Source organism: Puia sp., from assembly GCF_036500295.1.
In the GTDB taxonomy this organism is placed as follows: Bacteria; Bacteroidota; Bacteroidia; order Chitinophagales; family Chitinophagaceae; genus Puia.
Genome location: NZ_DASYCH010000003.1, coordinates 294,270 through 307,228 on the forward strand (window position 1 = coordinate 294,270; position 12,959 = coordinate 307,228).

The window sequence follows — 12,959 nt, forward strand, 5'->3', positions numbered from 1 at the left end:
GACGGAATTTCAAGCCGTTAACAAATCAATAGTAAAAAGGATGGAATTGAAGGCCTTTCACTTCGTTCCATTCCAGCGTGGGAGCCGGGAGCTTAAAGGTGCGATTGACCTTAAGGACTGTGGTGGCAAGCGGCGAGAGCCCATCGACGCGATAGAGATCGGTGTCGAATGAAAGATAGAACTGCCGGTAGCGCCGGAAGTCGGGAATGGGTTTGCCGTTGATCTCGGAGGGGTTTTTGAAGGCGCCGATCATGCCTTCCGCGCCATAGCCTGCGGACAGATTCAGCCATTGCGGGAAATGAGTGGAGGCCGGCAGGAAGGAGGCGATATTGAAAGAGAGCCAATAGGTCTGACCGTTGTAGTCTTTCAGCATTCGTTGTGGGAGATTGCTGCCCAGTTCGGCCGGGTAATATTTTGGGAAGAGGCTGCCGTGATAGGAGTATTTCAGGCTGACACGCTGACCGCCCCACATCAGTTGCTGACCTTCATAGAGCAGGCAGCCGGCGAGATTGGCGAGCATATCTCCCTTGGAGAATCCCCAATTATCGCTATGTCCATCCATGATCTCGATCATAGTCATGAAGCCCAGGGCGGTTGCCGTACCGATAAGGGCCGAGGTGGTGCTGCGGACCCCGCCCCAGTGGAGAAGATCGCTTTGGATGGCGGCGATGTTATAGGCCGTGGTGGCATGGCCCACTTTGTCGACGTTGAGCCATTCGCCGTTGTCGTTGAAATAATGGAATTTGGTATGGGAGAATTTTTTATACCAGAGATAATTGAGCCCGATAGTCACTGCTATGCCAAGGGCGGATTCGGCGATGATGGTGCCGTTGACGCGGCCGGGGTTGTATTGGGGCGAGGGTTTGAAGAATTCCTGCCCCCGGGCGGGGGACAGAAGAAGCGGAAAAAGGACGAGCGACAGGCAATATTTTTTCAATTGCATCCACTAAAATAGATAAAAAAAGGCGCTATTCGCGCCCATTTTTTATTCGATGGTTGCATTGTGTTTCGTGTACGCGTTCTAGCTGTTGAGGGCGTTGTAGATCAGTATCGCCTGTGAGCCGATGACCTTGTCGCCATCATTGACGCCCGAAGCGATAAAAGTCCGGTCACCGACCGTGTTCAGGACTTGTACAGGAGTAATTTTTATGTCAGTTTGGGAGTTGTAGACTAATACATAATACTGGCTGTGATCAAAGATCAATGCCTGTGAGGGAACGCTGAGGCATTTTGCGTTTTCCTTGTCGCTGACGGTAATGCTGGCGTACATTTCGGGTTTCAGCACATAGCCGGGATTGGGCAGCACGACACGCACCTTCATCACCTTGCTGGCCGGATCGAGTACGTTCATCACCTTATCGATCTTACCCTTGAAAATGCGGCCGGGGTAGGCGAGGGTCGTAACATCGACGTTCTCGCCCTGTTTGATGAGGCTGATATTGGATTCGTATACGTTGGCCTGGATCCAGACGGTCTTCAGATCGGAGATGGTGAACAGGCTGGTGCTGTTATCGGCGCGCATGGCCATATTGTTAATGGCCGATTTCTGAACGACAAACCCGCTGATCGGGGCCTTTACCACGAATTCACCCTGGGCGCCGACGCCGTTGATCTTCAGAACGGCATGGACCCTGTTGAGTTCGGATTGCGCCTGTTGTACGGAGATCTCCGCGTTCAGGGAATCGGTCATCGAGGCGAGGCCGGATTTATAGAGGTCCTTAGTCTTCTGGAGATTAGTCTGGGACAGGCGGAGATTGGTCTCTGCATTGACGAGATCGTTACTGTATCCGGCGATCTCGGTACTTTTTACGAGGGCCAGGGCCTGTCCTTCCTTTACATAATCCCCCAGCATCACCTTCACGTCCTGGATGATCCCGCTGACCATCGAGTTGACGGGAACGACATGATCCTCATCCGAGCCCACTTTCCCGGTAAGGGTAATGGAATTCACCAACTGCGAAATGCTAACGGTGTCGATCTTCAGGCTGCGCGCGATGGTGTCCGGCAACACATATTTTTCTTTTTCGGCCGCGGGCTTTTGCTCCTGGGAACCACAGGATGCGAAAAGCAGGACACCGGCTGCGAGAAGGGAAGAGAGAAAAAGAAAACCGTTGTTAAAGCTCTTTTGCATATTGATACGATTGATCGTTGTTGGATTGAATCTTCGGGGATTAATTAAAGAAGTTTGTTCCTGTATAGTAGTTGATGTCCTCAAAGGCGCTGACCCGGTTATAGCCGATGGTATTCAGCTGCAGGGTGTTTTGTTTGTACGAATCGTAGAAATCCAGGAATTCGAGGATGCTGATATTGCGTTTCTGATAATTGATCAGCATCTCATGCATCAGCCGCTGGAAGTCGGCGTAAAACTTCGGGTCGACGGTCTGGAAGAGTTTTTGCTGGGCAAAGGCCTTTTGGAGACTGCTTGTTACATTCTCCTCAACCGTAGCCCGGGTGCTGCGCACTATCGCTTCCGAGCTGGCGATCTGCGACTTTGCGCTTTTTATATTGCCCTGGTTACGGTTGAAAAAGGGCAGATCGATGGAGGCGCCGATGCCATAGTAGCTGGTCAGGTAGCTGCCTGCCTCGTCATAGCCGAGATTCAAGGTAAGATCGGGTACGGCGAGTGCCTTTTGGTAATAATAGTTCAGCTGGTTGATGCGGGTATTGGCCTTTGCGATCTGCAGGTCGGTGCGGTTATGATAGGCCGAGTCGATCAGCTGGGTCAGGGAATACTGGGAGGGATCGAGCCTGGTCAGGGCCATCGAGTCCACCACGGGCTCTATAAAGAAATTGGGTTTTACCTGAAGCACGAGCCGCAGTTCGCTTTCGGTTTTGTTGACCTGATTGATGAGGTCGCTGTACTCGCTTTGAAAGCTATAGAGTTGTGCTTTGATCCGGACGACTTCCTTCTCGGAGATATAACCCTTGCCCTGTTGTTGGGAAAAAGCATTGACCACCTGGCTCAGGGCTTTTATCTCTTCATCATAGACCCGGGAGGATTGCTGCAGATAATAGATCTGAAAAAAATCGGTCCGGAGCGTGTATTTCAGCGTGCGCAGCAGATCGAAGAACTGGTATTCCGACAGATGAGCGCTTTCCTGGGCCAACTGTACCTGTTTGTTGCGCTTGCCGGCCAGCAGGATCAGCTGTGACAGGCCGAGGGTAGTCTCGTCGTTGGCGCCGGTGGGGAAGAATTTCTGGAGGGCGCCGGAATATAAGCCATGGCTCACCTGAAAATTCGGATTGGGCCAGAGCCGGGCCTGGAGGATCAGTGCCTGGCTTGCGTCGATGTTATACCGTTGGGCCAGGAGCTGGAGGTTACTGTCGATGAACATCTTCTCGGCGCCCGCCAGCGGCAGACGCAGGGTATCCTGTCTGGGTTGGGCGGCCAGGGCGCCGCTGATGAAGCATAGGCCGAAAAAAAGGTAGATCCACTTTTTACACATAGGTCCAGCGAGTGATTTTTTAGTGGCCAAAAGTATTTTATTTATATGTTAATCAGGGGTTAAGCGATGATTAAGCTTGCGGCGTATTGAACCGGAAGCCCACACCGTGAATGGTTTCGAGGTTCACCTGAGGATCGGCTTTAAAGTATTTTCGCAGCTTGGTGATGAACACATCCATGCTCCTGCCGAGGAAATAATCGTCCTTGCCCCAGACGTTGAGCAGAACCTCTTCTCTTTTCAGGATCCGGTTGGAATGTTCGCAGAGGAATTTCAGGAGATCGGCTTCTTTCTGGGTGAGATTGAATACTTCTTTGCCGATCGTGAGCTTTAGATCGGTATAGGAGAAGTTGAGCTGGCCGATCATGAAGTTGACCGATTGCTCGGAATGCATCTTCCGGGTCCTTCTCAGGAAAACTTCCATGCGCATCAGCAGTTCCTGGATGCTGAAGGGTTTTGTGATATAGTCATCCGCGCCGCTTTGGAATCCCTTTATCTTATCTTCCTCCATGGACCGGGCGGTCAGGAAGAGAATGGGTACCATATCGCTTTGCTGGCGGATCTTTTTAGCCACGGCGAAGCCGTCCTTATTCGGCATCATGACATCGAGCAGACAGATCCCGAATTCGTTCTTGTCGAACTTTTCGATGGCCGCCTGGCCGTCGGGACACAATACCACCTCATAGCCGGCGTCGATCAAATTATCCTTGATGACATATCCGAGGGAAAGATCGTCTTCTGCCAGTAACACTTTTACTTTTGACGCTTGTTGCATAGAAAATCTTAGTTAAGGGGAATGAATAATCTGAATTCTGTGCCGATGCCCGGGAGGCTATGGACCTTGATCCGTCCTTTGTGCGCATCGATGATCCGTTTGACGAAATTGAGTCCGAGTCCAAATCCTTTTACATCGTGGATATCTCCAGTGGGCACGCGGTAGAATTTCTTAAAGATGTTCTTCAAATATTGTTTTTCGATACCGACCCCGTTGTCCTTTACGGAGATGAAGAAATCATCTTCATTCCGGCCTGTTTCGACTACGATATGGGGCTCGTTGGAATATTTCAGGGCGTTTTCCAGCAGGTTGACCACGGCCAGCTCCAGGTGGGCGCGGTCGGCCTGTACGCGGCTGTCGCCCGGTACCTCGTCGATCTTCACCTCGATCTTGGCCCTTTTCTGATCGATCAACGGTTGAACTTTGCCGAGAGCCTGTTCGATCAACAGTTGCGGGTCGACATTTTCCTTGCGGATCGGGAGGTCTTTTGATTCGATGGAAGCGGCCCGGAGCAGCCTTTCCACCTGGCCCTGGAGATGTTCCGTCTGGTTCCGGATGATGGTGGAATAGCGTTCGAGCCGGTCGGGCTGCTGGACGATCGACTCCTGTGAGAGTACGTCGGCGGCGATCTTCATGACGGCCAGCGGGGTCTTGAACTCGTGGGTGAAATTGTTGACGAAGTCCTTTTGGATCTCCGCGAGGAATTTCTGGCGATAGAAATAGAAGAGGCTGGCGGCCAGGCCGATCAATGCAAGGAAGAGGACGACGGTACTGACGATCCAGAAATCCATCTGTTCGAGGATATACTCCTGGCGGTGGGGGAAGTACAGCAGGATATGATCATAGTTTCTGGCGTTGTCATACACCGGCAGTTCCTGGGTGACGGGCTTGACGCCGGCATAGCGGGAGGCGGGCGCGGCGATGAACTCTTCGTAGACGAACTTTTTATCCGCGGCGCTATAGGCGCCCAGTTTGCAGTCGGTGAGTACCCCAAAGTCGGCGAACTCGTCCTGGATATAAAAGGCCAGGGAGTCTTTTGGCGGGATCGTGTCGGCTTTGAATGAAAAGTAGTTGTTATCCGGGGCGTCGATGAGTTGCTGGAGGCTGATACCCGGGGCGTCGTTCATCTGGAGATCTTCGAAGAGCCCGCGGATACTTTTGACCACGTTGATGTTGAACTGTCGCTGTTCGAAGGAGTAGACCTTTTTCAACCAGTAAAGCTGGACGGTCACCACGATTGCTGCGAGCAGGGTGGCGGAAAGCACGATCCATTTTAAGGTTGATGAACGCATGGATGCAAAATTGCTATGCTTTAGGCTTAGTCTACCAGGAATATGGTTAAGTAGTGGTTAAGGTCCAGGTCAAATATCGGCTATCTTTCTAATATTCAACTCCCTGTTTAGACAACAATAAAGGCTGTTTTTTTTCGTTAAACGGGTTTAATTAAACATTATGAAAAAAATTGTCCTGATTGTCAATTTGTTGCTTGCCTGTGCAGGGATGACTTTTGCCCAGACGCAAACACCCGCCAAGACCAAGGCAAAGCCTGCTGCGACGACCGCTAAGGCCGTTACCGCTTCCCCGGCCAAGCCTGCAACCAATGCTGGCCCCTTGAAAAAGGATGGAACGGCCGATATGCGTTACAAGGCGAATAAGGATGCGGCCAAAGCAAAGCCTGCCGGCCCGCTGAAGAAAGATGGAACGGCCGATATGCGTTATAAGGCAAACAAGGATTCAACGAAGAAGAAGAACTAAACTTTGTATAACGAAAAAGGCCGCCCGAGGGCGGCCTTTTTTTATGCTGTTATTTTTTTCGTTTTGACTACGGGTTTGACCGTGTCCTTTTTCTCGCCGAGCGGACGACCCTTCGCGAAGTCTACGAGGAAGGGAGCCGCTACGAAGATCGAGGAGTAGGTACCTGTGATGACCCCGATCAGCATCGCAAAGGCGAAACCGCGGGTCACCTCACCGCCAACCAGGAAGAGGATGAGGAGTGTCAGGAACACCGTCAGGCTGGTCATGATCGTTCGGCTCAGGGTATCGTTCACCGACTTGTTGATGATCTCGCCATTGGTGGCGCCCTTCATCAAATGGCTGTTCTCCCGGATCCGGTCAAATACGATTACGGTATCGTTCATCGAGAAACCGATGACCGTTAGTACCGCCGCGATGAAGTGTTGGTCTATCTCCAATGTAAAGGGCACTACACTCCCCAGGAAGGAGAACACTGCCAGCGTGACGAATACGTCATGCAGCAGCGAAATGATCGTACCCAGCGAATAGCGCCAGTCGCGGAACCGGATGAAGATATAAAGGAAGATCACGATGAGCGCGAAGATGGTGGCCTTTATCGCGCCCGATTTCAACTCTTCCGAGATGCTCGGTTCGACCTTTACATTTCCCTGGAGGTATTTGGTGGTCGTGAATTCAGCATAGGAAACGCCATCCGGCAGGAATTGCTTCAGCCCACTATAGGTCGTGGCCAGTACGGTGGAGTCCGCAACGGGGCCGGTTTCCTTGACCATATAGTCGGTTGTTATTTCCAGTTGTTCGTTCCCGCCATAGGTTTTGATCTCCGGAGTGGTACGGGTAAGAACCTTGCGCAGGGCCGCGGTTACGTCTTCCTGCTTTACCGGTTTGTGGAAATTGACGATATAGCTTCGGCCGCCCTGGAATTCCACCCCTTCCTTGAACCCGTGGATCAATGCGCCGACGCCCAGGATCAGCACGACGACGGATATGATATAGGCCACTTTCCGGTATTCGATGAACTTGAAGGCTGCATGTTTGAAGATGCGGCGGGAAAGCGGGGTGAAATACTGGAAGTGCCGGTTCTTGTTGGTGTAGAAGTCGGTGATCAACCGGGATACCAGGATACCGCAGAACAGGGAGAGGAGGATACCGAGGATCTGCGTGGTGGCAAAACCAAGGACGGGACCCAGGCCGAAGTAGAACAGGATCAGGGCCGTCAGCAGGGTAGTGACGTGGGCGTCGAGTACGGGCGCCAGCGAACGCCGGTAGCCGTCCTTTACCGCCATCGGGTAACTCTTCCCCCGGGTAAGTTCCTCTTTTATACGTTCGAAGATGATAACGTTGGTGTCCACCGCCATACCTACCGTGAGTACCAGGCCGGCGATACCGGGGGCCGTCAGGGTGGCATGCAGGGCGCTGAGTACGCCGATGGTAAAGAGCAGGTTGAGGATCAGGGCGCAGTTGGCTACCCAGCCGGCGGTATTATAGTACACCAGCATCAACATGAAGATGACCAGGAAGGAGATGCCGAAGGCCATCATCCCGCCGTGTACGGCCGCGCGACCTAAGGTCGGGCCAACCACCTGCTCCTGCACGATCCTGGCGGGGGCATCCAGCTTACCCGACTTCAGGATGTTGGAAAGGTCCTGTGCTTCGGTGATGCTTTGGTTCGAGTTGCGGCCCCGGCCCATCGTGATGCGGGAGCTGCCGCCGGTGATGGGTTCGTTGACATAGGGAGCCGAATAAACGATATTATCGAGAACGATGGCGATGGGTTTGCCGACGTTCTTGGTGGTCATATCGGCCCAGGCCTTTGCGGCCTGTTTGTTCATGCTCATCTCGACGACGACCTCGCTGGTAATGGGATCGAAGTCCTGTGAGGCGTTTTCGATGATCGACCCTTCGATCTTCGCTTTGTCGGTGCCGGGCAGGGTCTTTATCGCGTAGAGGTCCAGTACGTTGCTGAGCTTTCCGTCCTCATCCGCATTTTGTTTGCCCCAGACGAAGCGCAGGTCTTGCGGAAACTGGTTGCGGACGATGGGATTGCTGAGATAGCCGTTGATCAGTGAGGTGTCCTGGATGCGGGCTACAGCCAGCTGAGCATAGTAGTGAGGCTGACCCGTCTTCTGATCCTGGGTGGGCTGCAGGAACTGCATGCTGTGGAACAGCGGGTTGGCATTTGCCGCGGTGGAGCTGGTATCTTTTTTTGCGGAGTCGGTTTTGGCGATACTGGCGGAGTCTCCGGCCTTTGTCGTCGAATCGGTCTTCGAGGCATTGGCGACCCCGTTGAGGTAGTTCTGCAGCGCTTTGTCGGCGTTCTGAACGGACTGTGCCAGTTCCCCCAGGTTATATACTTCCCAGAATTGCAGGTTGGCGGTGGATTGGAGGTATTTGCGAACGCGATCCGGATCGGAGGCGCCGGCGAGTTCGACGGAGATGATGCCGTGTGCTTCGTCCAGGTTGATGCTGGGCTGTGCGACGCCGAACTGGTTGATACGATGATCGAGGATCTGGTAGGTCTGCTTCATCGCGGCGCTGGCCTGGTCATGCAGGTAGGCGATGACGGTAGCGTCGGATGCGTCATAGCCAATCTTGTTCCGGTTGCTGTTCGAGAAGAGGGGGGCCAGTTTGTCGTTCGGGTTCTGTTTTTTAAAGTCTTCGGCAAACAGATCGATGATGTTGCCGCTGCGCGTCTGGCGGTCCGTCATGGCGGAGCTCAGGGCCTGGAGCATCTTCGGATCGTGGGTATTGTTGGCCAAACCTTTGATAAGGCCGTCCAGCGCGACGTCCATCGTAACGCTGATACCGCCCTGCAGGTCGAGACCGAGCAGCAGTTCACTTTCCTTTGCTTTTTGATAGGTAGTTCCCCAGGGGGTGATCTTCGTGTCTTTGGAGCTATCCAACAATTTCTTCTTCCGGGCGTTGTACGTGATGTCGAGGGTATCCTGGTAAAGCGCCCGCGCCTCCTTGTTGTCGGGATATTTTTGAGCAGCCGACTGTGGATACAATCTCGACACCTGAGCCTTCGCCTTTGCGTCCATCGCCGATTCGTGACTGTTGACGAACCAGGTGAAGGAAAGCTGGTAGACGGAAATGATGATCAATAAAGCAGCAAAAATACTTACCAGTGCTCTCATTGGAAGTTTCGTTTGTTTTTTTTGGAACGGCAAAGATAGGTTTTTTCAATCCTTCTGCCGCTTTTTTCATAGCTTTGCCGCCCAAATCGCATTATTTGTAACCGCCCACCAAATTGATCAATTTTTGTATACCATGCGTTTATCTTCCCTCCTTTCCCGCTTTGCGGAGCCGGAAACCTTGAAAATGGCCAAGCTTGGCCGAGAATTGAGAGCAAAAGGTGTCGATGTCATCGACCTGAGTCTTGGAGAACCCGATTTCGATACCCCGGACCATATCAAGGTCGCTGCCAAGAAGGCCATCGATGACAACTGGAGCCACTATACCCCCGTAGCCGGCTATGCCGACCTCCGTGAGGCTGTTTGCGTCAAATTCAAGCGGGATAATAACCTGGACTACAAGCCGGAGAATATTGTTGTGAGCACGGGCGCCAAACAGAGCCTGGCCAATATCATTCTGGCACTGGTCGACGAGGGCGATGAGGTCATCATCCCCACCCCGTATTGGGTCACTTATTCCGAACTGGTGAAGATCGCCCGTGGGAAAGTAGTGGAAGTGCATACGACCACCGAGGCGGGGTTCAAGCTTACGCCCGCGCAACTGGAGAAGGCGATCACGCCGAAGACGAAGGCCTTTCTTTTCTCTTCTCCCTGTAACCCTTCGGGGGCGGTTTATACCCGGGCGGAGCTGGAAGCGCTGGCGGCGGTGTTCCGCAAGTATCCCGACATCGCCATTCTTTCGGATGAGATCTATGAATATATCAATTTCACGGGCAAGCACGAGAGCATTGCGCAGTTTGCCGATCTGAAAGACCGGGTGATCATCATCAATGGGCTGAGCAAGGGTTTCGCCATGACAGGATGGCGCCTGGGCTATATCGCCGCCAACGCCGAGATCGCGAAGGCTTGTGAGAAGCTGCAGGGACAGTTCACCAGCGGAACCAACAGTATCGCCCAGAAATCGGCGGTCATTGCCCTGACGGGGGATCTGGCAGCCTCCTTTGACATGGTCAAGGAATTCACTGCCCGCCGCGAGCGCACGCTGCAATTGGTAAAATCCATCCCCGGGCTCAAATGTTTCGAGCCGCAGGGTGCTTTCTATATCTTCCCGGATGTATCGTATTATTTTGGCAAGTCCGATGGAACGAACACCATCAAGAACTCCGCTGACTTCAGCATGTACCTGCTGAATACCGCGAATGTCTCTTCGGTGATGGGGGATGCCTTTGGCGAACCGGCCTGTGTGCGGTTCTCGTTTGCCAACAGCATGCCGAATATCGAAAAGGCCTGGGCGAGGATCAAAGACGCGCTCGCAAAACTTAAATAAGCATTATTTCACGGCTGCTTCGGCTTGCCGGAGCAGCCGTTGATGTACTTCCAGCACCTGCGGGATCAATGCCTCCTGTTCGTCATTGCGGATCACGGCGTCGCAAAGCCGCATTTTTATCTCCTCATCAATCTGATTGCGCATTCGCTGTTGTACGGCCTCGCGGCTGGTATTATCGCGTTGCATGGTGCGATGGATCCGAAGGGCTGCCGGTGCAAATACCCCGATGACAAAATTCAGTTGACCGGCGCCCCGTGCTTCGAAGATCAGCGCGGCTTCCCGGATTGCATAGGGATGACCGAGAAGGGCCTGTTCCTGCATCCAGATGGCGCCTTGGCGGATAGTGACGGGATGAACGAGCGTATTCAGCGCTTCGAGCTTTGCGGGATCGTTGAAGACCTGCGAGGCCAGGTATTTTCGATTCAGCGTTCCGCCGGCATAGGCTTCGGCTCCAAATTCGCGGCCGATGGCCGCCCGGAGGCCGGCGTCCTCGTTCATCAGGCGTTTGGCTTCATCGTCGGCAAAGGAGACCGGGATTCCCAGTGTTGCAAATATGGCGGCCACCGTCGATTTCCCCGAGCCGATGCCGCCTGTAAGTCCGACTTTCAACATATAAAATAATTTAAAAGCCACCGACGGTGGCTTTTATTCGCTAATGCGGCTGTTGCCGGCGGCCCGGCCGGGGTTGAGTTTATTTTTTATCTGCAGCGGCGGCGGTCGCCTTATTCAGATTCTGCGTCCATTCCATGGAGATCGCGCTTTTTTCGATCTTCAGATAGCTGCCGGGGCTTGTTTCGATCATGAGAGTGCCGTCATCGTTTATCTTGTTCACGCTACCGTGGATACCGGCAATGGTCACGATCTTGTCGCCCTTTTGCATGTCTTCCTGGAATTTCTTGGCGATCTTGGCTTTCTTTGCCTGGGGGCGGATCATAAAGAGCCAGAACACGAGGATCATACCTCCCAGCAGGATCAGCTGTAACGAACCGGCGCCGGAGGGTGCCGCAGCCTGCAATAAGACGAATAAAAAAGAATGCGTCATTGTTTTTATTGTTTGAATTGTGTTTTACGAAGCTTTTTTTATTACCTCGACCACGAATTGCAGCGCAATGCTTTGGCTGCCCCTGGTGTTGGAGGTGACCATCAGGGTCTTGTGGTTAATGCCAGTCCGGCCCTCGCTGTTGAAGGAAGCTTTTATCACTCCTTCCGCGCCGGGGGCGATGGGTTCTCTGGGCGGGTCGGCGATGGTACACCCGCAGCTCGGCTGGACCCGGCCGATCACCAGCGGAGTGGTTCCGGTGTTGCGAAACCGGAAGGCTACGTCAAGCTTCTGGCCCTCCGGGATCTTCCCATAATCCCGGGTGGAGTCGATCCATTGGATCGTGGTAAAGCGGGCCGTATCGCGCATCGCCAGGAACTGCGCCGAACCGGGACTGATCCCTGCGTTTGGCTGATCCCCGTTGCACCCGGCGAACAGGGCCGTGAGAAGACAAGCGCTGATGAATCTATACATGCCGTCGATTTTTTGCAAACCTACTAATTCGCCTTGAAATTGATCTTATGCATCTTATCCTCCCGGACGAGATCCTTATGGATATTGTCCAGGATACCATTGACAAACTGCCCGCTCTGGGGGGTGCTGTAGTCTTTGGCGAGATCGATGTATTCGTTGATCGTCACCTTTGGCGGGATCGTTTCGAAATAGAGGAATTCCACCACGCCCATTTCCATCAGGATCATATCGAGGGTGGCGATCCGCTCCGGGTCCCAGTTCTTCAGCCGCGGCCGGATCATGTCCATGACGACCTCTTTCTTTTCGATGACGGTCTGCAGCAGCTGTTTTGCGAATTCCTTCTTTTCCTTGCTCACGATCTCCTGGAAATCGAGCGACCCCGGTTTCGCGAGATAGCTCATCACCAGCTGGCTGACCATCTCGCCGTCATCGTCCCAGTTGGTGAACAGTTCTTCAACATTTGACACAAAGGCTTCGCTGGCCAGCATTATTTCGGAGAAGATGAATTCGAGGATATCCCTTTCGGACTTTTTGTCCCGGCCCTGGACCGTGATGTATTGCTGGTATTCGGGGGTTGCCGTCAGATCGTGGTAGAGTTTGCGGATCAGCTCCCCGTTGTCCTGAAGCTGGGGTTTGTCCGTATCCATGGCCTTTTTCAGGGAAGTGTCTTCGAGCATCTTCCAGAGGAGCTCGTTGCCGGCCAGTTTTATATTCACGTTGAGATCCTCTGCGGTGGGCAGGTGCTTGGAGGCCCGCAAGCGGGACGCCGTCTCCGCGTAGCGTGAGACTTCGGTGATAAAGTAAATAAGATAAGATAACAATTGCCTGGACTGATCGAAATGTTTCTGCAGGATCTTAAAGGGATCGACCGGTTTTCCCACCGGTTTCTGCGTTTCCTCTGCCGCACTCCTGGCTGGTTCCTGCGCTTCCAGGCTATAAAGCGTTTGCATCACCTTTACCCGGATATTTCTTCTACTGATCATTATTATAAGAGCTTGTTAATATTGCGCTTTCG

Annotated in this window: 12 protein-coding genes; 2 read left to right on the forward strand and 10 right to left on the reverse strand. The window is 53.1% G+C overall.

The features are described 5' to 3' along the window. Positions 1-25 precede the first annotated feature (25 nt). The 5 genes from VGM48_RS01870 to VGM48_RS01890 form a co-directional block, all read right to left on the reverse strand. Positions 26-943 (reverse strand): DUF2279 domain-containing protein, encoded by a 918-nt coding sequence (locus VGM48_RS01870; protein ID WP_331576008.1) that lies wholly within the window; start codon positions 941-943, stop codon positions 26-28. A 78-nt stretch (positions 944-1,021) separates the two neighbouring features. Continuing rightward, a complete protein-coding gene (locus tag VGM48_RS01875; protein ID WP_331576009.1) occupies positions 1,022-2,131 on the reverse strand; it encodes an efflux RND transporter periplasmic adaptor subunit in 1,110 nt (369 codons plus the stop codon). Positions 2,132-2,171: 40 nt separating this feature from the next. Then, positions 2,172-3,446: a TolC family protein gene (locus VGM48_RS01880; protein ID WP_331576010.1), complete on the reverse strand. Its 1,275-nt coding sequence runs from the start codon at positions 3,444-3,446 to the stop codon at positions 2,172-2,174. A 70-nt stretch (positions 3,447-3,516) separates the two neighbouring features. After that, a complete protein-coding gene (locus VGM48_RS01885) occupies positions 3,517-4,218 on the reverse strand; it encodes a response regulator transcription factor (protein ID WP_331576011.1) in 702 nt (233 codons plus the stop codon). 8 nt (positions 4,219-4,226) lie between these two features. Continuing rightward, positions 4,227-5,510, reverse strand: a complete 1,284-nt coding sequence (locus tag VGM48_RS01890; protein WP_331576012.1) for a HAMP domain-containing sensor histidine kinase — start codon at positions 5,508-5,510, stop codon at positions 4,227-4,229. Positions 5,511-5,670: 160 nt separating this feature from the next. Between VGM48_RS01890 and VGM48_RS01895 the strand changes: the two genes are divergently transcribed. Then, on the forward strand, positions 5,671-5,973 hold the full coding sequence (locus VGM48_RS01895; protein ID WP_331576013.1) for a hypothetical protein: 303 nt from the start codon (positions 5,671-5,673) through the stop codon (positions 5,971-5,973). Positions 5,974-6,014: 41 nt separating this feature from the next. Here VGM48_RS01895 and secDF read toward each other — a convergent pair whose 3' ends face one another. Next, on the reverse strand, positions 6,015-9,107 hold the full coding sequence (secDF, locus tag VGM48_RS01900; RefSeq protein ID WP_331576014.1) for a protein translocase subunit SecDF: 3,093 nt from the start codon (positions 9,105-9,107) through the stop codon (positions 6,015-6,017). Between the two features lie 184 nt (positions 9,108-9,291). Here secDF and VGM48_RS01905 point away from each other — a divergent pair, with 184 nt between their 5' ends. Continuing rightward, on the forward strand, positions 9,292-10,431 hold the full coding sequence (locus VGM48_RS01905) for a pyridoxal phosphate-dependent aminotransferase (protein ID WP_331576015.1): 1,140 nt from the start codon (positions 9,292-9,294) through the stop codon (positions 10,429-10,431). 3 nt (positions 10,432-10,434) lie between these two features. Here VGM48_RS01905 and coaE read toward each other — a convergent pair whose 3' ends face one another. From coaE to nusB, 4 genes are all read right to left on the reverse strand, one after another. Further along, positions 10,435-11,043, reverse strand: coding sequence for a dephospho-CoA kinase (gene coaE, locus VGM48_RS01910; protein ID WP_331576016.1), 609 nt, complete (start codon positions 11,041-11,043; stop codon positions 10,435-10,437). Between the two features lie 79 nt (positions 11,044-11,122). Further along, positions 11,123-11,473 (reverse strand): preprotein translocase subunit YajC, encoded by a 351-nt coding sequence (gene yajC, locus VGM48_RS01915; RefSeq protein WP_331576017.1) that lies wholly within the window; start codon positions 11,471-11,473, stop codon positions 11,123-11,125. Positions 11,474-11,497: 24 nt separating this feature from the next. Continuing rightward, positions 11,498-11,944 (reverse strand): DUF1573 domain-containing protein, encoded by a 447-nt coding sequence (locus tag VGM48_RS01920; RefSeq protein ID WP_331576018.1) that lies wholly within the window; start codon positions 11,942-11,944, stop codon positions 11,498-11,500. A gap of 23 nt (positions 11,945-11,967) precedes the next feature. Further along, a complete protein-coding gene (gene nusB, locus VGM48_RS01925; protein ID WP_331576019.1) occupies positions 11,968-12,927 on the reverse strand; it encodes a transcription antitermination factor NusB in 960 nt (319 codons plus the stop codon). Positions 12,928-12,959: the final 32 nt, after the last annotated feature.